This is a genomic window from Klebsiella sp. K5-204 (genome assembly GCF_030128585.1).
GTDB lineage: Bacteria > Pseudomonadota > Gammaproteobacteria > Enterobacterales > Enterobacteriaceae > Klebsiella > Klebsiella quasipneumoniae.
Map to the genome: position 1 here is coordinate 342,549 of NZ_JAKUZS010000006.1, position 18,887 is coordinate 361,435.

General features: G+C 57.9%; 16 protein-coding genes. 11 read left to right on the forward strand and 5 right to left on the reverse strand.

Annotated features, from left to right (window positions below):
• Positions 1-36 precede the first annotated feature (36 nt).
• The gene (fghA, locus tag MKR05_RS17685; protein ID WP_107112127.1) at positions 37-870 is read right to left on the reverse strand and encodes an S-formylglutathione hydrolase; all 834 of its coding nucleotides are present in this window, start codon (positions 868-870) and stop codon (positions 37-39) included.
• A gap of 360 nt (positions 871-1,230) precedes the next feature.
• Here fghA and folE point away from each other — a divergent pair, with 360 nt between their 5' ends.
• From folE to mglC, 6 genes are all read left to right on the forward strand, one after another.
• Positions 1,231-1,899 carry a GTP cyclohydrolase I FolE gene (gene folE / locus MKR05_RS17690; protein ID WP_023290444.1) on the forward strand — a complete coding sequence of 223 codons (669 nt, stop codon included), beginning with the start codon at positions 1,231-1,233 and terminating at the stop codon, positions 1,897-1,899.
• Positions 1,900-1,914: 15 nt separating this feature from the next.
• On the forward strand, positions 1,915-3,072 hold the full coding sequence (gene yeiB / locus MKR05_RS17695; RefSeq protein ID WP_044524213.1) for a DUF418 domain-containing protein YeiB: 1,158 nt from the start codon (positions 1,915-1,917) through the stop codon (positions 3,070-3,072).
• Between the two features lie 155 nt (positions 3,073-3,227).
• Complete coding sequence (galS, locus tag MKR05_RS17700) at positions 3,228-4,250, forward strand: HTH-type transcriptional regulator GalS (RefSeq protein ID WP_065804930.1); 1,023 nt, start codon at positions 3,228-3,230, stop codon at positions 4,248-4,250.
• A 296-nt stretch (positions 4,251-4,546) separates the two neighbouring features.
• Positions 4,547-5,545 carry a galactose/glucose ABC transporter substrate-binding protein MglB gene (mglB, locus tag MKR05_RS17705; protein ID WP_023290441.1) on the forward strand — a complete coding sequence of 333 codons (999 nt, stop codon included), beginning with the start codon at positions 4,547-4,549 and terminating at the stop codon, positions 5,543-5,545.
• Positions 5,546-5,663: 118 nt separating this feature from the next.
• Positions 5,664-7,184: a galactose/methyl galactoside ABC transporter ATP-binding protein MglA gene (gene mglA / locus MKR05_RS17710; RefSeq protein WP_072420991.1), complete on the forward strand. Its 1,521-nt coding sequence runs from the start codon at positions 5,664-5,666 to the stop codon at positions 7,182-7,184.
• 15 nt (positions 7,185-7,199) lie between these two features.
• Positions 7,200-8,210, forward strand: a complete 1,011-nt coding sequence (mglC, locus tag MKR05_RS17715; protein ID WP_002912871.1) for a galactose/methyl galactoside ABC transporter permease MglC — start codon at positions 7,200-7,202, stop codon at positions 8,208-8,210.
• Positions 8,211-8,280: 70 nt separating this feature from the next.
• On the opposite strand, the gene sanA is transcribed toward mglC, so the two are convergent.
• The 4 genes from sanA to MKR05_RS17735 all read right to left on the reverse strand — a co-directional run bounded on the left by sanA (position 8,281) and on the right by MKR05_RS17735 (position 11,445).
• Complete coding sequence (gene sanA, locus MKR05_RS17720; protein ID WP_004201624.1) at positions 8,281-8,997, reverse strand: outer membrane permeability protein SanA; 717 nt, start codon at positions 8,995-8,997, stop codon at positions 8,281-8,283.
• A gap of 345 nt (positions 8,998-9,342) precedes the next feature.
• On the reverse strand, positions 9,343-10,227 hold the full coding sequence (gene cdd / locus MKR05_RS17725; protein WP_053810132.1) for a cytidine deaminase: 885 nt from the start codon (positions 10,225-10,227) through the stop codon (positions 9,343-9,345).
• A 128-nt stretch (positions 10,228-10,355) separates the two neighbouring features.
• Positions 10,356-11,051 (reverse strand): CidB/LrgB family autolysis modulator, encoded by a 696-nt coding sequence (locus MKR05_RS17730; RefSeq protein WP_004201621.1) that lies wholly within the window; start codon positions 11,049-11,051, stop codon positions 10,356-10,358.
• Positions 11,041-11,445 carry a CidA/LrgA family protein gene (locus MKR05_RS17735; RefSeq protein ID WP_023290438.1) on the reverse strand — a complete coding sequence of 135 codons (405 nt, stop codon included), beginning with the start codon at positions 11,443-11,445 and terminating at the stop codon, positions 11,041-11,043. Before MKR05_RS17735 ends, MKR05_RS17730 begins: the two co-directional genes overlap by 11 nt.
• 358 nt (positions 11,446-11,803) lie before the next feature.
• Between MKR05_RS17735 and dusC the strand changes: the two genes are divergently transcribed.
• The 5 genes from dusC (at position 11,804) to MKR05_RS17760 (ending at position 18,856) form a co-directional block, all read left to right on the forward strand.
• Positions 11,804-12,736, forward strand: coding sequence for a tRNA dihydrouridine(16) synthase DusC (gene dusC / locus MKR05_RS17740; RefSeq protein WP_023290437.1), 933 nt, complete (start codon positions 11,804-11,806; stop codon positions 12,734-12,736).
• A gap of 356 nt (positions 12,737-13,092) precedes the next feature.
• Positions 13,093-14,457 (forward strand): carbohydrate porin, encoded by a 1,365-nt coding sequence (locus MKR05_RS17745; protein ID WP_238875196.1) that lies wholly within the window; start codon positions 13,093-13,095, stop codon positions 14,455-14,457.
• 155 nt (positions 14,458-14,612) lie between these two features.
• Positions 14,613-15,446, forward strand: a complete 834-nt coding sequence (gene bglG, locus MKR05_RS17750) for a transcriptional antiterminator BglG (RefSeq protein WP_023290435.1) — start codon at positions 14,613-14,615, stop codon at positions 15,444-15,446.
• A gap of 29 nt (positions 15,447-15,475) precedes the next feature.
• Positions 15,476-17,446, forward strand: a complete 1,971-nt coding sequence (gene bglF, locus MKR05_RS17755) for a PTS beta-glucoside transporter subunit IIABC (protein WP_238875195.1) — start codon at positions 15,476-15,478, stop codon at positions 17,444-17,446.
• Between the two features lie 15 nt (positions 17,447-17,461).
• Positions 17,462-18,856: a glycoside hydrolase family 1 protein gene (locus MKR05_RS17760; RefSeq protein ID WP_048297900.1), complete on the forward strand. Its 1,395-nt coding sequence runs from the start codon at positions 17,462-17,464 to the stop codon at positions 18,854-18,856.
• Positions 18,857-18,887: the final 31 nt, after the last annotated feature.

Below are 18,887 nucleotides of genomic sequence, written 5' to 3' on the forward strand. Positions count from 1 at the left end.
CTGCGCCGCGACGTGGAGTCGCGGCGCAGGTTGCGTTTAGTTAAAGAGATGCTGCGCGTGGAAACGCAGATGGTCTTCGATAAACGAGGCAATAAAGTAGTAGCTATGATCGTAACCGGGCTGGATGCGCAGCGTTAACGGCCAGGCCTTCTGCCGCGCGACCTCCGCCAGCACCGCGGGCTGCAGCTGTCCGGCGAGGAACGGATCGTTATCGCCCTGATCGATAAGCGTCGGCACCGCGTCCGCCGGCTGGCTGGCCTGCATCAGGGCGCAGCTGTCCCAGGCGCGCCATGTCGATTCATCGGCGCCGAGATAGGCGGTAAACGCTTTCTTGCCCCACGGCACCTGGGAGGGATTGACGATTGGCGCGAAGGCGGAGACGCTGACGTAGCGGCCGGGATTGGTGAGCGCCATGATAAGCGCGCCGTGACCGCCCATCGAGTGGCCGCTGATGGCGCAGCGTTCGCCGACGGTAAACTCGCTGCGGATAAGCGCGGGCAGTTCGTCGCGCAGGTAATCGTACATCCGGTAGTGCGCCGCCCACGGCGCCTTGGTGGCGTTCAGGTAGAAGCCAGCGCCTTGCCCCAGATCGTAACCGTCATCGTTGGCCACCTCGTCACCGCGCGGGCTGGTATCCGGCATCACCAGCGCGATGCCCAGCGCGGCGGCAATGCGCTGAGCGCCCGCCTTGGTGGTAAAGTTTTCATCGTTACAGGTCAGCCCGGACAGCCAGTACAGCACCGGCGGCGGCGTTTCACGCTCAGGCGGTAAAAAAATGCTGAACGTCATGGCGCAGTTCAGGACAGGGGAGTGATGACGCCAGCGTTGTTGCCGGCCGTCAAAACAGCGATGCTCTTCAAGCAGTTCCATGCAAGGCTCCTCGGAAGGGATGTGCGCGTAAACGTTCATAATACAGATATTTCATTAGCCGGTGAGCAACTTTCACTTTCTCCTTTTGAGAACTTACTGCATCATTAATGCAACTTATAGCCAACATGCCGGTGTAGCGATGGCGCTTATGGATGCGTACAGCGGTTGGATCATTCCGGATTCGGCGATAGGGATTTGGCGTCGCGCCTGAGGCGTGGCTTCGCGCCTTAATAAAAGGCAGCGCCAATTTCAATAATTATCGTTACGGCTACTGGATTCTGTGCGCCACCTCACGCACAATGAATACAAACTTTGCCCCCAGAAAAAGCAAAGAGCGCCACACCTGCAGGAGAAACCCAAATGTCATCACTGAGTAAAGAAGCCGTCCTCGTTCATGAAGCGCTGGTCGCTCGTGGGCTGGAGACGCCGATGCGTGCGCCAGTACAAGAAATTGATAACGAAACACGCAAGCGTTTGATTACCGGTCATATGACCGAGATTATGCAACTGCTGAATCTGGATCTGAGTGATGACAGTCTGATGGAGACCCCGCATCGCATCGCCAAAATGTATGTCGATGAGATCTTCTCCGGACTGGATTACTCCCGTTTCCCGAAAATCACCGTCATTGAAAACAAAATGAAGGTCGATGAAATGGTCACCGTGCGCGATATCACCCTGACCAGCACCTGCGAACACCACTTTGTCACCATCGATGGTAAAGCGACGGTAGCCTATATCCCGAAAGATTCGGTGATCGGCCTGTCGAAAATCAACCGCATCGTGCAGTTCTTCGCCCAGCGCCCGCAGGTCCAGGAGCGTCTCACGCAGCAGATCCTGATCGCGCTGCAGACGCTGCTCGGCACCAGCAACGTGGCGGTATCCATTGACGCGGTGCATTACTGCGTGAAAGCGCGCGGCATCCGCGACGCGACCAGCGCCACTACCACCACCTCCCTCGGTGGCCTGTTCAAATCCAGCCAGAATACCCGCCAGGAATTCCTGCGCGCAGTACGTCACCACAACTAAAACGGAGCAGGGTACATGGAGAGAAATGTCACGCTGGACTTTGTCCGCGGCGTCGCCATCCTCGGTATCCTGCTTCTCAATATCAGCGCCTTCGGCTTGCCGAAGGCCGCTTACCTCAATCCGGCCTGGTCAGGAAGCGCGACCCTCAGCGACGCCTGGACCTGGGCGATCCTTGACCTGCTGGCGCAGGTGAAGTTTCTTACCCTGTTCGCGCTGCTGTTTGGCGCCGGTCTGCAGCTCCTGCTCCCCCGCGGCAAACGCTGGATCCAGTCGCGGCTGACCCTGCTGGCGCTGCTTGGTTTCATTCACGGTCTCTTCTTCTGGGATGGCGATATTCTGCTGGCCTACGCCCTGGTGGGGCTGGTGAGCTGGCGCATGGTGCGCGAGGCGCAGCATGTTAAATCGCTGTTTAACACCGGGGTGGTGCTCTACCTCACCGGTATTGCGGTGCTGGTCCTGCTGGGGATTATCTCGGGGACGGCCGCGAATCGCTCCTGGGTACCGGACGCGGCCAATCTGCAGTATGAGCAGTACTGGAAGCTGCACGGCGGCATGGAGGCGGTCAGCAACCGGGCGGATATGCTGTCGGACAATCTGTTGGCGCTCGGCGCGCAGTATGGCTGGCAGCTGGCGGGGATGATGCTGATAGGCGCGGCGCTGATGCGCAGCGGCTGGCTGAAAGGGCAGTTCAGCCAGCGTCACTATCGGCGCACCGGCGCGCTGCTGGTGCTAGCCGGGATGGCGGTGAATGTGCCGGCTATTGTCGCCCAGTGGTATCTGGCCTGGGACTATCGCTGGTGCGCGTTTTTACTGCAGGCGCCGCGTGAACTGAGCGCCCCGCTGCAGGCTATCGGCTATGCCTCGCTGGCCTGGGGCTACTGGCCGCAGCTCTGCCGTTTCCGCCTGGTGGGGGCTATCGCCTGCGTCGGACGCATGGCGCTGAGCAACTACCTGCTGCAGACCCTGATCTGCACCACCCTGTTTTATCATCTCGGGCTGTTTATGCGCTTCGATCGTCTGCAGCTGCTGGCCTTTGTTCCCCCCATCTGGGCCGTCAACCTCCTCGTGTCATCACTCTGGCTGCGCCGCTTCCGCCAGGGGCCGGTGGAATGGCTGTGGCGTCAGTTAACCCTGCGTGCGTCAGGGACATCATTGAAAGACACATCCAGATAACGATCTCGATCACAATCATTAACAAAACGGATGTAAACGTTTCCAGCCGTGTGACCTCACTCACGTAGCGGACCGCGGGTCGCTGCCAGAATAGCCTCCTTGCTGAGCACAGGAGGTGAATGTGACGTGCTGTAATTCTCTTAAGGTCGCTGAGTATGATCACCATTCGTGATGTCGCCCGCCAGGCGGGCGTATCCGTGGCCACCGTGTCGCGGGTGCTGAACAATAGCGCGCTGGTGAGTCCGGATACGCGCGACGTGGTGATGAAAGCGGTGACCCAGCTGGGCTACCGGCCCAACGCCAACGCCCAGGCGCTGGCCACCCAGGTCAGCGATACCATCGGCGTGGTGGTGATGGACGTCTCCGATGCCTTCTTCGGCGCGCTGGTGAAAGCGGTGGATACCGTCGCCCAGCAGCATCATAAGTATGTGCTGATCGGCAACAGCTATCACGAGGCGGAAAAAGAGCGCCATGCCATCGAGGTGCTGATCCGCCAGCGCTGCTCGGCGCTGATCGTCCATTCTAAAGCGCTCAGCGATGCTGAACTGAGCGACTTTATGCAGCATATCCCGGGGATGGTGCTGATCAACCGCATCGTGCCGGGCTTTGCCCATCGCTGCGTCGGCCTCGACAACGTTAGCGGCGCGCTGATGGCTACCCGCATGCTGCTCAATCACGGCCACCAGCGCATCGGTTATCTCTCCTCCAATCACGGCATTGAAGACGACGATATGCGCCGGGAAGGGTGGAGCAAAGCGCTGCAGGAGCAGGGCATCATCGCCCCGGACAGCTGGGTCGGGTCCGGCTCCCCGGACATGCAGGGCGGCGAAGCGGCGATGGTCGAACTGCTGGGGCGGAATCTCGGCCTCACTGCGGTGTTCGCCTATAACGACAGCATGGCGGCCGGCGCGCTGACCACGCTGAAGGACAACGGCATTGTCGTGCCGCAGCATCTGTCGCTGATTGGCTTTGATGATATTCCTATTTCCCGTTACACCGATCCTCAGCTGACCACCGTGCGCTATCCGGTGATGTCGATGGCGAAGCTGGCCACTGAGCTGGCGCTGCTGGGGGCGGCCGGCAAGCTGGATCGCGAGGCGATGCACTGCTTTATGCCCACCCTGGTGCGCCGTCACTCCGTTGCCCAGCGGCAAACTGTGGGGCCGATCACTAACTGAAGCGGCGGCGGGATGTAACCGCTTTCAATTTGTGAGTAAATTCACAGTATATTAACATTCACCTGATTATGATGGCAGCGTTTACCAGTCTGAACCGCGAGGTGATGGGAAATCCTCACTTTCTTCAGTAGGAACAAGGCGTTAAACGAGTATTAGAGTCGTATTTTTCTGGAGCGTTACCCGACACGGAAGACCGAATTTTCGTCGTGAAATGCGTTGTGCGGTAACACTAATGCAACAAATCCCGCCCGCACTTTTTCACAAAAATGACCCTGCATAATAAAACCGGAGATTCCATGAATAAGAAGGTGTTTACCCTCTCTGCTGTAATGGCTGGTCTGTTATTTGGCGCCGCAGCGCACGCAGCAGATACCCGTATCGGCGTGACGATTTATAAATATGACGACAACTTTATGTCGGTGGTGCGTAAGGCGATTGAAAAAGATGGCAAATCCGCGCCTGACGTCCAGCTGCTGATGAATGACTCGCAGAACGACCAGTCGAAACAAAACGATCAGATTGACGTGCTGCTGGCGAAAGGCGTGAAAGCCCTGGCGATCAACCTGGTTGACCCGGCTGCGGCGGGAACGGTCATCGAAAAAGCGCGCGGGCAGAACATTCCGGTGGTGTTCTTCAACAAAGAGCCTTCCCGTAAAGCGCTGGATAGCTATGACAAAGCTTATTACGTCGGTACCGACTCGAAAGAGTCCGGGATTATTCAGGGCGATCTGATCGCCAAGCACTGGAAAGCCAACCCGAACTGGGATCTGAATAAAGACGGCCAGATCCAGTACGTCCTGCTGAAAGGCGAGCCGGGCCATCCGGATGCGGAAGCGCGTACCACCTACGTTATCAAGGAGCTGAATGATAAAGGCCTGAAGACCCAGCAGCTGCAGATGGACACCGCCATGTGGGATACCGCCCAGGCGAAAGATAAAATGGACGCCTGGCTCTCCGGCCCGAATGCGAACAAGATTGAAGTGGTGATCGCTAACAACGACGCCATGGCGATGGGCGCGGTTGAAGCGCTGAAAGCGCACAACAAGAGCAGCATTCCGGTGTTCGGCGTGGATGCGCTGCCGGAAGCCCTGGCGCTGGTGAAATCCGGCGCGATGGCCGGTACAGTGCTGAACGATGCTAACAACCAGGCGAAAGCGACCTTCGATCTGGCGAAAAACCTGGCCGACGGAAAAGACGCTGCGGCAGGCACCAACTGGAAAATTGACAACAAGATTGTTCGCGTCCCCTATGTGGGCGTCGATAAAGACAACCTGAGCCAGTTTACCGGCAAATAATCGTGATGTGAGTTGCGGGCGTGGGTTATCCACGCCCGATTATTCCTGATACAGAACCAGACTCCTGCTGGCGTTATTGCGCCGGACGGGGCGTGCATGAACGCAGCCAGGTATAACTATGGTCAGCAATAATAGCGAACGGTCAGGCGAATATTTGTTGGAGATGAGCAACATCAACAAATCGTTTCCTGGCGTCAAGGCTCTTGATAATGTCAACCTGAAGGTTCGTCCGCACTCCATTCATGCGTTAATGGGTGAGAACGGCGCCGGTAAATCGACATTATTAAAATGCCTTTTTGGGATCTATCAAAAAGATTCCGGCAGCATTCTTTTTCAGGGAAAAGAGATCGATTTCCATTCGGCGAAAGAAGCCCTGGAAAACGGTATTTCGATGGTACATCAGGAATTAAACCTGGTCTTACAGCGTTCGGTCATGGACAACATGTGGCTCGGGCGTTATCCCACTAAAGGTATGTTTGTCGATCAGGACAAAATGTACCGGGACACCAAGGCCATATTTGATGAGCTGGATATTGATATCGACCCTCGCGCCCGCGTCGGTACCTTATCGGTATCCCAGATGCAGATGATTGAGATCGCCAAGGCGTTTTCCTATGACGCCAAAATCGTCATCATGGACGAGCCGACGTCCTCGCTGACGGAAAAAGAGGTCAACCATCTGTTTAAGATCATCCGCAAGCTGAAAGATCGCGGCTGCGGTATCGTCTATATCTCGCACAAAATGGAAGAGATTTTCCAGCTGTGCGATGAAATTACCATCCTTCGCGACGGCCAGTGGATCGCCACTCAGCCGCTGGAAGGGCTGGATATGGACAAGATAATCGCCATGATGGTCGGGCGTTCGCTCAACCAGCGCTTTCCGGATCGCGAAAACACCCCGGGAGAAGTGATCCTCCAGGTACGCAATCTCACCTCCCTTCGCCAGCCGTCCATTCGCGATGTCTCCTTCGATCTGCATAAGGGCGAAATTCTCGGTATCGCCGGTCTGGTGGGCGCGAAGCGGACCGACATCGTGGAGACCCTGTTCGGGATCCGTGAGAAGGCCAGCGGCACCATCACCCTGCACGGGAAGAAGATCAACAACCACAGCGCCAATGAGGCGATTAACCACGGTTTTGCGCTGGTGACCGAGGAGCGGCGCTCCACCGGGATTTACGCCTATCTGGATATCGGTTTTAACTCGCTGATCTCCAATATTAAGAAATATAAAAACAGCCTCGGCTTGCTGGATAACTCGCGGATGAAGAGCGATACCCAATGGGTCATTGACTCTATGCGCGTTAAAACCCCCGGCCAGCATACGCAGATTGGTTCGCTTTCCGGTGGTAACCAGCAAAAGGTCATTATTGGCCGCTGGCTGCTGACCCAGCCGGAGATCCTGATGCTGGACGAGCCGACGCGCGGTATCGACGTCGGCGCCAAATTCGAGATCTATCAGCTGATTGCCGAGCTGGCTAAAAAAGATAAAGGGATCATTATTATTTCCTCCGAAATGCCGGAACTGCTGGGGATTACCGACCGCATTCTGGTGATGAGCAACGGCCTGGTCGCGGGCATTGTTGAGACTAAAACCACCACGCAAAACGAAATACTGCGTCTTGCGTCATTGCACCTTTAAGATCAGGGGCTTCACATGAGTGCGTTAAATAAAAAGAGTTTTCTCACTTACCTGAAAGAGGGTGGGATATATGTCGTCCTTCTGGTCCTGTTGGCCATTATTATTTTCCAGGATCCGACATTTTTAAGTCTGCTGAACCTGAGTAATATTCTGACCCAGTCCTCGGTGCGTATTATTATTGCCCTCGGGGTGGCCGGACTGATCGTCACGCAGGGCACCGACCTCTCCGCCGGCCGTCAGGTGGGACTGGCGGCGGTGATTGCCGCGACCATGCTGCAGGCGGTGGATAATGCCAACAAGGTGTTTCCGGATATGGCGACCATGCCGATCCCGCTGGTCATCCTGCTGGTATGCGCCATCGGGGCGGTCATCGGCCTGATTAACGGGATCGTCATTGCCTATCTGAACGTGACGCCGTTTATTACCACCCTTGGGACCATGATCATCGTCTACGGCATTAACTCGCTGTACTACGACTTCGTGGGCGCGTCGCCGATCTCCGGCTTCGACAGCCATTTCTCCCATTTCGCGCAGGGGTTTGTGGCGCTGGGCTCGTTCCGCCTGTCCTACATCACCTTCTACGCGCTGATTGCCGTCTTCTTTGTCTGGATCCTGTGGAACAAGACGCGCTTTGGCAAAAACATCTTCGCTATCGGCGGTAACCCGGAAGCGGCGAAGGTCTCCGGGGTCAACGTAGCGTTGAACCTGCTGATGATTTACGCCCTCTCCGGCGTGTTCTACGCCTTCGGCGGCCTGCTGGAAGCCGGTCGTATCGGCTCGGCGACCAATAACCTCGGCTTTATGTACGAACTGGACGCCATCGCCGCCTGCGTGGTGGGCGGCGTATCGTTCAGCGGCGGGGTAGGGACCGTATTCGGCGTGGTGACCGGGGTGATTATCTTCACCGTGATCAACTACGGCCTGACCTATATCGGCGTTAACCCTTACTGGCAGTACATCATTAAGGGGGCGATCATTATCTTCGCCGTGGCGCTGGATTCCCTGAAATACGCCCGTAAGAAGTAATTTTTGCCTGAGTAAAAACCCGCGCCTGGCGCGGGTTTTTTTATATCTGAAACGGATGCGTTGATGGAGGCTACTTTTCTTTCTGCAGCTCCAGTAGCTGCTCCGGGGTGACCGCCGGGTAGGACTGGGCGTCATCCGGCACGTCGTGCTGCTGCGCCGGAATCGGAATTAAAGGACCGAGGAAGCGCGGTTCCCGTTTGAAGATGTAGAGGTCCGCCAGCGCGCCGAAGCGGGCGCCGAATTCGCGCAGCCGCACGCTCCACATATCCTTCGGCGACGGCACCGCGTAGCACTGAGCCTGGATCCCCATATGCAGGGCGATAAACAGCGCCCGTTCGCAGTGGAAGCGTTGGGTGATGATAATGAAGTCGTTGGTGTCGAACACTTTGCGGGTGCGGACGATCGAGTCGAGCGTGCGGAAACCGGCATAGTCCAGCACGATATCCGCCGGATCGACGCCGCCTTTAATCAGGTCCCGGCGCATAGTCATCGGTTCATTGTAGCTTTGCAGGGCGTTATCCCCGCTCAGCAGCAGATAGTTGACCTTGCCGCTGTTGTAGGCGTTGAGCGCGCCCTGGATGCGGTAGCGGTAATACTGATTGATCACCCCGGTGCGGTAGTATTTAGCGGTGCCCAGCACCACGCCGACCTGGCGGTAGGGGAGGTCCTGCAGCTCGTCATAGATATAGGGCGCGGTTTTCCAGCTCATCCAGCGGTCAAGACCCAGCACGGTCAACAGCAGCAGGCCGAGCAGGACTAACAGGCTGTAGAACACACGCTTTAACATGAACTTGGCTCAATAATAGACAACGGAGTCTTCAGGCTACTTTACCCGCCGGGTAAGCGCAAGAAACCCGCGTTTAATTGCGGGGATTTTCAGCAATATGGACCGATCGCCGATCCCAGACCGGGTAAGGCGTAGCCGCAACCTGTTCTCCGGCCCTCCGGGAACGTCTCAGCGACTTTGAGGCTGTCAGGTCGGCAGTTTCAGCAGCCATCGCGATCTTCAGCTCGCAATGGCGCGAACGGTAGGTCGGGTTAGCGGAGCGCCACCCGACAACATAACGGCATAAAAGGTCGGCCGGATTAGACGAAACCGCCATCCGGCCATCTGCTCAGGCGCGCAGGCTGATTAACCTAACAGCACGCGCTCGATATTGTGGCAGCCCAGCGCCTTCAGGGTGGCGACGGTGGCGTCCCACTGAATCAGCGCCGCATCGGCTTTCTCCGCCAGGATCGCCCGCTGGATGTCCGGATAATCATAGCCGTTGAGGCTGAGGAGATTCAGCGCCCCCTGCAGCGGCGGCAGCGTCGGGTTGAACGCCGCGTTTTCCGCATAGCTGCCGCTGAAAAGGGTGCCATCTTTCAGCTCCAGCGCTACGCCGGAAGGCGAGTGGCTGTAAGGCGCGTGGCAGCGGTTAGCGGCCTCAATCGCCGCCTGGGACAGGGCATCGCCGCTGACCGGGAAGCCGTGGTTCTGGTGGTCCATCAGCAGGGTTTTGATCTCCAGGTCTTTCGGGCCGAAGGCATCCGGCAGATAGTGCTGCAGCGCATGGGCTTCGCGACCGGGCAGATGAATGCGCAGCGCCAGTCCGCTGTTCAGTTCGTTCATAAACTGACGACAATGGCCGCACGGCGTGTAGTTCACCGTGATAGCGCGCAGGGAGGTTTCACCGCGCAGCCAGGCGTGGCTGATGGCGCTCTGCTCTGCATGGACGGTCTGCTGCATGGTGGCGCCGAGAAACTCCATGTTGCCGCCAAAGTACCAGCGGCCGCTGACGCCGCGGGCGATAGCCCCGACGTTAAAGTGGGAAAGGTCGGCGCGCGCGCAGGCGGCGGCCAGCGGCAGTAGCGCAAAGGCCAGCGCGTCTTCGTCCAGACCTGTCGCCTGTTGCAGCGTCGCCACCTGATCGGCCTCGAGCAGCGCCGGGAAGTGCGGGTCGGCGAGCATCGGGGCGATGGCCGCCTGCAGGTCTGCTGCCAGAGTCGTCAAAGCAGCTTGAAAACGTGAGTGCATAGCGTTGCCTCATAACAGTGTAATGGGAAACCAGTGTACGGGCGTCAAGGGGTTTCAAATGTGATTTACGTCCCATTGCTAATGCAACTTTTCATCGTTGCATTAATAAATGTGATACGAGTCACATTTTATCCCACTACCGCAAGGATCAGCGGGAATAAAAACGGCGCCATCAACGAGGTGATGATCCCGCACAGCACCAGCGCCAGCGAGCTGAACGCCCCTTCCTGATAGTCCAGTTCCGCACAGCGGGCGGTACCGAGGGCGTGCGAGGCGGTGCCCATCGACAGGCCGCGCGACGCTTTAGTGCGAATACGCATCAGGTTGAGCAGGGTATGGCCGAATACCGCGCCAAGGATGCCGACAAAAATCACGCACACGGCGCTGATGGCCGGGATGCCGCCGATACTGCCGCTCACCGCCATGGCAATCGGCGTGGTCACCGATTTGGGCAGAACAGAGGCGGCGATCTGCGGTGTGGCGCCCATCAGCAGGGCCACGGTGGTGCCGGTGATCATCGCCACGCAGCTGCCGATAAAACAGATGGTGATGATCGATTTCCAGCGCGCGCGGATCTGGTGCAGCTGTTCATACAGCGGGAAAGCCAGCGCGACCACCGCCGGCTGCAGCAGATCGTTCAGGATCTTGCTGCCGGCAAAGTAACGCTCATAGGAGATCCCGGTCAGCAGCAGAAACGGGATTATCACTACCATCGCCACCAGCAGCGGGTTGAGCAGCGGGAATTTGAAGCGGGCCGCCAGTTTGCGGGCGAGGAAAAAGACGATCAGGGTTAGCGGCAGCGACCACCAGATTTCATGCATCATTTTTCTTTTCCTTTTGCCCAATCACTTTGCGTTCGCCGTGCACCAGGTGGGAGCTCCAGCTCACCACCACAAACACCACCAGCGTGCTGATGGCGCAGGAGATGACGACCGGCCCCAGCTGGGCGCGCAGCAGATCCCAGTACTGCATCACGCCGACGCCGATCGGCACGAACAGCAGCGCCATATAGCGGATCAGGATATTGCAGCCGGGGTTGACCCACTGCGGCGGCATAATTTGCAGCGCCAGCAGCACGAAGAGGATCAGCATGCCGATGATGCTGCCGGGGATGGTGATGGGCAGCAGCCCGGCGATAAATATTCCGGCGTATAAGCAGGCGTAAATCAGGACAAAAGCCCGCAGGTAGTGCCAGATAATAGTCAGCGATTTACTCATGGTAATAACCCTTGATGAAGTGCATTCATCATACAATTAATCCCTAAAATGTGCTACCGATCACATCATGAATTCTATGCATAGCGCTGATAGCGTACGGGAACAATAGCCTCTCCCGGTAGGACCTGACAGCTCGCAGCTTTGGGTATATCGGGTCCCACGCTACCTTTTTGGAAGAGAAGCGGCAAATGAAGGCGGTATGAGATGCCGCAGACTCCTGTAAAGCATAGAGATTATCTCCTCGCTTTGTCGCATTCGCCGAATGGGGAATGGCGTACGGCAGGGGGGACGCATTGAGCACTTTCAACCAACGCCCGGAGGCGCTACCATAGCGCCTCTTTTTTTTCCGGGTAACGATATGCGTGTACTACTGGCGCCGATGGAAGGCGTGCTCGATTCGCTGGTGCGCGAGCTGCTGACCGAAGTGAACGATTACGATCTGTGCATCACCGAGTTTCTGCGGGTGGTGGATCAACTGCTGCCGGTTAAATCGTTCTACAGGCTGTGCCCGGAACTGCATCATCAAAGCCGCACCCCGTCCGGTACCCGCGTGCGCGTCCAGCTGCTGGGGCAATATCCCGAGTGGCTGGCGGAAAACGCCGCCCGCGCGGTGGCGCTGGGCTCGTGGGGCGTCGATTTAAACTGCGGCTGTCCGTCGAAGCTGGTGAACGGCAGCGGCGGCGGGGCGACGCTGCTGAAAGATCCGGAGCTTATCTATCGCGGCGCGAAGGCGATGCGCGAGGCGGTGCCCGGACATCTGCCGGTGACGGTGAAAGTTCGTCTCGGCTGGGACAGTGGCGAACGGCGCTTTGAAATCGCCGACGCGGTGCAGCAGGCGGGGGCCAGCGAGCTGGTGGTCCACGGCCGCACTAAAGAAGATGGCTACAAAGCGGAGCGCATCAACTGGCAGGCCATCGGCGAGATCCGCCGGCGCCTGACCATTCCGGTAGTCGCCAACGGCGAAATCTGGGACTGGCAAAGCGCTCAGGACTGTATGGCCGTCACCGGCTGCGATTCGGTGATGATTGGCCGCGGGGCGCTCAACGTACCGAACCTCAGCCGGGTGATCAAATACAACGAACCGCGCATGCCGTGGCCGCAGGTGGTTCAGCTGTTGCAAAAATATACCCGTCTGGAAAAGCAGGGCGATACCGGCCTGTATCATGTGGCGAGAATTAAGCAGTGGCTAGGCTATTTACGCAAGGAATATACCGAGGCGCTGACGCTGTTTAATGAAATTCGCGCCCTGCAAACCTCTGCTGAAATAGCGGCGGCGATCGCCCGCTATTAAGCGCCATATTGTTATTCGCTTCACATATTATTACTTGTCTGCCTATTGATGATAGGCATGAGTGAAATAAAGTGATACTGTGCGGTCAATCAATTCAGGATTGCTACTGAACGCAGGCAAAACCTAAGCACTTCCGTCATTCGTGGCGGCAAGTGCTTAGGTTTTTTTTTGGCCAAAATTTAACGGTGGGTAAATGATGACGTAAAACAAGAGATTGTCATTCATCTTTTCTCTGGCACGGTCGCGGTTTTATTACCGAAGGAGGCCCCTGCCATTCATTTTTTAAAAAAAGAAAACAGGTAAATAAATAGCCTGGGGATCCCCTTTGTTTTTATTCAGTCACGGTGGAGATCACAATGTATAACAAAAAAATAAATCAGCTTTTTATCGGCGCGGCGCTGGCGGCGATGGCGCCCGTCGTGAACGCGGCGCAAACCCCGGCGTGGAACGGCAGCGTGCTGGGGTTTGAAGCCGGACAGCCAGGGCTGCTGGGCGATATGCTGGGCATTCGTCCAATCCTTGAAGAGAACGGCTTTCATTATAATCTCGGCTATCTTAACGAGATGGCCTACAACGCCGGCGGCGGTTATAACCACGATAAACATCTGGCCTATATTGACCAGGTGTCGTTGACCTTTACCCAGGATCTGGAGCGCTGGACCGGCATACCGGACGCCCGTCTCGAGGGCAACATCGTCAACCGCAACCACGATGATAACCTCACCACGAAACGGCTGCAGGATCCGCGGGTCAGCTTCAACGATCTGTCGCAGGAGAGCTGGGGCGGCGGGTCGATCACCCGTCTCGGCTGGCTGACCTTCGCCCGCAGCTTTGACGACCGTCGCCTGACCTGGCGCATCGGCATGATGAACAAGGTGCAAACCTTCGACCAGATCATTCCCTGCGATTTCCAGTTGCTGACCCAGTGCGGCGGCAAATCGGCCAACTCGCTGACCTGGAATAACTGGAACATCCACACCTGGGGCACCACCCTGGAGTACAAGCTGACGCCGACGATCACCCTCAAAGGCGGGGTGATGGAGCAAAACCCGCAGGCCGCCTCGCGCAGCCATGCCTGGAGCTGGTCGACGAAGGGCAGCAAAGGCATTTTACTGCCGATGGAGATCGAAACCCGTCCGCTGATGAATGGCCTGCCGGGAGCCTATAACCTCGGCGTGGTCTGGACTAACGCGCCGCAAAGCGACCTCTACAGCGGCAAATCCGGCGGCGCCGGGGCGACGGACCCGCAGGGCTACGCCGAGCACGACAGCACCTGGTTTATGTACGCCGGCCTGAACCAGCAGATTACCCGCCACGCCGACGATCCGCTGCGGGGAATGAGCGTCTCGCTGAGCGGCAGCCTCAGCGACCAGCGCAGCAACTATATCCACTCCGCCGTCGCCGCCTCGATGCGCTACCGCGGGCTGTTTGACGCCCGTCCGGAGGACTGGATCGGCTTCGGCCTGACGTGGATCGACATGAGCAGCCACTACGCGCGCAATCAGCGCTATATGAACCAGCTCAGCGGCGCCGCCGACTATAACGATCCGGCCTGGCAGCCGGTGGCCGGCCACTCGCTGAACGGCGAACTCTATTATCGCTTCCGTCCGGTCTCCTGGCTGGAGCTGCAGCCGGGCCTGCAGTACTGGCACCGTCCGGGCGGCGTTGCGCAGACCCAGGACGCGTGGGTGGTGGAGTGGAAAACCGTCGTCACCTTCTGATAGTCGCGATCTTAATCACGTTTTTTCACTTGTCAGGTTGAGCGCCTAGCAGAAGTTGTTACAGTGCTGGCGTTGGATTGCAACTGCTGCGGCAGGCAAAACCTGATTACCTGGCGTTTCGTCGGGGGTCAGGTTTTTTTGTTTCTGGGGTCAATATGCAAATCGCCAAAGTACTCAATAACAATGTGGTGGTGGTTCTTGACGAACACCAGCGCGAACAGGTGGTGATGGGGCGAGGGCTGGCCTTTCAGAAACGCCCGGGCGACGCGCTGGACGACAGCAAAATTGAAAAAGTCTTCGCCTTACAAAGCGATGAACTGGTCGGCCGCTTAGGTGAACTGCTCAGTCAGATTCCGTTAGAAGTGATGACCACCTGCGATCGCATTATCGACCTGGCGCGCGGGCGGTTGGGCAAGTTACAGGAAAGTTTGTACATCACGTTAACGGATCACTGTCACTTTGCTATCGAGCGGCAGAAAAAGGGTATCGCACTGCGTAACGTGCTGCTGTGGGAGATCAAGCGGCTCTATCCGAAGGAGTTCGCGCTGGGCCAGGAGGCAAGGGCCATTATTGGCAAACGGCTCGGCGTGGCGCTGGCGGAGGATGAGGCCGGATTTATCGCCCTCCATCTGGTGACGGCGCAGCTCAACAGCGAAATGCCGGAGGTCATGCACGTGACCCGGGTGATGCAGGAGATCCTGCAGCTGGTGAAGTATCAGCTGCAGCTGAACTACGACGAGGAGTCGCTGAGCTATCAGCGTTTCGTCACCCACCTGAAGTTTTTCGCCCAGCGGATGCTGACCCGCACGGTGGTGGAAGATGACGACGTCTCGCTGCACAGCGCGGTGAAAGACAACTACGCCAAAGCGTGGAAGTGCGCGGAAACGGTGGCGACGCATCTGCAAAAGCAGTATCAGCGGGCGCTGACCACCGAAGAAATTATGTTTCTTGCCATTCATATTGAACGGGTAAGAAAAGAGGGACGCTAAGTCTCCCGACAAAACTGGATTGTTACTGCATGATGCAGGCAAAACCTGAGCGCGACGCCTACCGGCGTGGTTCTCGGGTTTTTTTATTTTTACTACTCAGTCGCCGGTTGTCTGCGGGCAGCGGCAGTAAGGAAAAGAGCATGGAATATAAAGCACTCGCGCAGGATATTCTCCGCCGCGTCGGCGGCAAAGAGAACATTGTGAGTCTGGTTCACTGTGCGACACGTCTGCGTTTTAAGCTGAAAGATAACGGCAAAGCCGATGCCGAAGGGCTGAAGGCCAACCCGGGCGTCATTATGGTGGTGGAGAGCGGCGGCCAGTTTCAGGTGGTGATTGGCAACCACGTTCACGACGTCTGGCTGGCGGTGCGTCAGGAGGCAGGGTTAAGCGACGACAGCGAACCGGTGGCGGAAAGCGTTGAAAAGGGGTCGCTGCTGGGGCAGATCATCGATGTCGTGTCGGGAATTTTCACGCCGTTTATCGGCGTGCTGGCGGCCTCCGGTATCCTGAAAGGGATGCTGGCGCTGGCGGTCGTCTGCGGTTGGCTGACCCCGCAACAGGGAACCTATAAAATCTGGTTTGCCGCCAGCGACGCGCTGTTCTTTTTCTTCCCGCTGTTTCTCGGCTACACCGCCGGTAAAAAATTTGGCGGTAACCCGTTTGTCTCGATGGTGATCGGCGGGGCGTTAACCCACCCGCTGATGATTCAGGCCTTTGAGGCCAGCCAGGCGCCGGGCGCGGCGGTGGAGCACTTTCTCGGCATCCCGGTGACCTTTATTAATTACAGCTCATCGGTGATCCCGATTATTCTCGCCTCATGGGTCTGCTGCTGGCTGGAGCGCAAGAGCAACGCGCTGCTGCCGTCATCGATGAAAAACTTTTTTACGCCGGCGATTTGTCTCGCCGTTGTGGTTCCGCTGACGTTTCTGCTGATTGGCCCTCTGGCGACCTGGCTCAGTCATCTGTTGGCCCAGGGGTATCAGATTATCTACGCGGTGGCGCCGTGGCTGGCGGGAGCGGCGATGGGCGCGTTGTGGCAGGTTTGTGTGATCTTCGGCCTGCATTGGGGACTGATTCCGCTGATGATTAACAATCTGACGGTGCTTGGCCATGATTCCATGCTGCCCATGCTGCTGCCGGCCGTTATAGGGCAGGTCGGCGCGGTGCTGGGTATTTTGCTGAAAACCCGCGATGCCCGTCAGAAAGTGCTGGCCGGTTCTGCGTTTTCAGCGGGCATCTTCGGCATTACCGAGCCCGCTATCTATGGCTTAACATTGCCGCTGCGCCGGCCGTTTATCTTCGGCTGCGTGGCGGGCGCCATCGGCGGCGCTATTGTGGGTTTCAGTAACGCTAACGTCTATTCATTTGGCTTCGGGAACATTTTTACCGTGGCGCAAATGATCCCGCCCCAAGGGCTTGATAGCACCGTTTGGGGCGGCATAGTGGGCATCTTCGCGGCGTTGATTATCTCCTGTGGCTTAACTTTCTTCGCCGGCCTGCCGCGCGCCAGCGCCGCGCCGGGCGCCGTGGCGGTAGCGCCGGTCTCGGCAAACGACATTCTGGCGCCGATAAGCGGCAGCGTCATCGCCCTCGATCAGGTGCCGGACAGCACCTTCGCCAGCGGCCTGCTGGGGAAAGGGGTCGCCATTATCCCGGCGGTAGGCAAAGTCATCGCCCCGTTCACCGGCGAAGTGGCCTCTCTGTTTCAGACCAAACACGCCATCGGCCTGCAGAGCGACAGCGGCATTGAGCTGCTGATCCACGTCGGCATCGACACGGTCAAACTCGACGGCGTGCCGTTTACCGCGCATGTGAAAGAGGGCGACAGAGTACAGGCCGGCGATCTGCTGATTGAGTTCGATCGTCAGGCAATTCTGGACGCCGGTTACGACCTGGCGACCCCGATTATTATCAGCAACAGCGATGACTATCGCGAGATCGACACGGTGGCGCCCAGCGCCGTCGAAGCCGGTCAGCCGCTGTTGTCAGTCAGCCATTAATCACAGGAGAGAGAGATGAAAACATTCCCGGCAGATTTTTTATGGGGCGGCGCGACCGCGGCGAATCAGGTGGAAGGGGCGTACCTGGAAGATGGCAAAGGGTTATCCACCTCCGATGCGCAGCCGCACGGCGTCTTCGGCGAAGTGGTCGAGCGCGTACCCGGCGACAGCGGGATTAAGGATGTGGCGATCGATTTTTACCATCGTTACCCGGAAGATATCGCCCTGTTTGCCGAGATGGGCTTTAACTGCCTGCGGGTGTCCATCGCCTGGACCCGTATCTACCCCAACGGCGATGACGCCGAGCCGAACGAAGCCGGACTCGTGTTCTACGACAAGTTGTTCGACGAGATGGCGAAGCACAACATCACCCCGCTGGTGACGCTGTCGCATTATGAAATGCCGTGGGCGCTGGTGAAAAACTACGGCGGCTGGGGTAGCCGGGAGGTGATTGGCTTCTTTGAGCGCTACGCCCGGACGGTGTTCAGCCGTTATAAAAACAGGGTCAAACTGTGGCTGACCTTTAACGAAATCAATATGTCGCTGCATGCCCCGATGACCGGCGTCGGCCTGCCGGCCGGCAGCAGCAAAGGCGAGGTGTATCAGGCCATTCACCACCAGCTGGTGGCCAGCGCCCTGGCGGTCAAAGCCTGTCACGAGCTGGTGCCCGAGGGCAAAATCGGCAATATGCTGCTCGGCGGGCTGATGTATCCCCTGAGCTGCAAACCGGAAGATGTGTTCGAGACGCTGCAGGAGAACCGCAGCTGGCAGTTCTTCGGCGACGTGCAGGCGCGCGGGGCGTACCCGGGCTATATGCAGCGCTTTTTCCGCGACAACGGCATCACGCTCGACATCACCGAGGCCGATCGCGACACGCTGAAAACCACCGTCGATTTTATCTCCTTCAGCTACTACATGACCGGGTGCGTCACCGCAGATGAGGCGCTGAACCAGCAGGCGCGCGGCAATATTCTCAGCATGGTGCCGAACCCGCACCTGGCGAGCTCGGAGTGGGGCTGGCAGATAGACCCCCTGGGCCTGCGTACGCTGCTGAACGTGCTGTGGGATCGCTATCAGAAGCCGCTGTTTATTGTGGAAAACGGTCTGGGCGCCAAAGATAAGGTGGAAGCCGACGGCAGCATTAACGATGACTACCGCATCAGCTACCTGAACGACCATCTGGTGCAGGCGCGGGAGGCCATTGACGATGGCGTTGAGCTGATGGGCTTTACCAGCTGGGGACCGATTGACCTGGTGAGCGCCTCGAAGGCGGAGCTGTCGAAGCGCTACGGCTTTATCTATGTCGACCGCCATGATGACGGCACCGGCACCCTGGCGCGCAGTAAGAAGAAGAGCTTTGACTGGTATAAAGAAGTGATTGCCAGCCGCGGCGCCAGCCTGAAAGCGTAACGCTTCTCCGCCCGGCCATCGTCGGGCGGGG

Bases quoted from the DNA above. Each gene is read 5' to 3' on its own strand.
- mglA (WP_072420991.1), top strand. From the start codon at position 5,664: ATGGTCAGCAATAATAGCGAACGGTCAGGCGAATATTTGTTGGAGATG.
- cdd (WP_053810132.1), bottom strand. From the start codon at position 10,227: ATGCACTCACGTTTTCAAGCTGCTTTGACGACTCTGGCAGCAGACCTG.
- folE (WP_023290444.1), top strand. From the start codon at position 1,231: ATGTCATCACTGAGTAAAGAAGCCGTCCTCGTTCATGAAGCGCTGGTC.
- MKR05_RS17730 (WP_004201621.1), bottom strand. From the start codon at position 11,051: ATGATGCATGAAATCTGGTGGTCGCTGCCGCTAACCCTGATCGTCTTT.
- dusC (WP_023290437.1), top strand. From the start codon at position 11,804: ATGCGTGTACTACTGGCGCCGATGGAAGGCGTGCTCGATTCGCTGGTG.
- MKR05_RS17745 (WP_238875196.1), top strand. From the start codon at position 13,093: ATGTATAACAAAAAAATAAATCAGCTTTTTATCGGCGCGGCGCTGGCG.
- MKR05_RS17735 (WP_023290438.1), bottom strand. From the start codon at position 11,445: ATGAGTAAATCGCTGACTATTATCTGGCACTACCTGCGGGCTTTTGTC.
- bglF (WP_238875195.1), top strand. From the start codon at position 15,476: ATGATGCAGGCAAAACCTGAGCGCGACGCCTACCGGCGTGGTTCTCGG.
- MKR05_RS17760 (WP_048297900.1), top strand. From the start codon at position 17,462: ATGAAAACATTCCCGGCAGATTTTTTATGGGGCGGCGCGACCGCGGCG.
- galS (WP_065804930.1), top strand. From the start codon at position 3,228: ATGATCACCATTCGTGATGTCGCCCGCCAGGCGGGCGTATCCGTGGCC.
- mglB (WP_023290441.1), top strand. From the start codon at position 4,547: ATGAATAAGAAGGTGTTTACCCTCTCTGCTGTAATGGCTGGTCTGTTA.
- mglC (WP_002912871.1), top strand. From the start codon at position 7,200: ATGAGTGCGTTAAATAAAAAGAGTTTTCTCACTTACCTGAAAGAGGGT.
- yeiB (WP_044524213.1), top strand. From the start codon at position 1,915: ATGGAGAGAAATGTCACGCTGGACTTTGTCCGCGGCGTCGCCATCCTC.
- bglG (WP_023290435.1), top strand. From the start codon at position 14,613: ATGCAAATCGCCAAAGTACTCAATAACAATGTGGTGGTGGTTCTTGAC.
- sanA (WP_004201624.1), bottom strand. From the start codon at position 8,997: ATGTTAAAGCGTGTGTTCTACAGCCTGTTAGTCCTGCTCGGCCTGCTG.
- fghA (WP_107112127.1), bottom strand. From the start codon at position 870: ATGGAACTGCTTGAAGAGCATCGCTGTTTTGACGGCCGGCAACAACGC.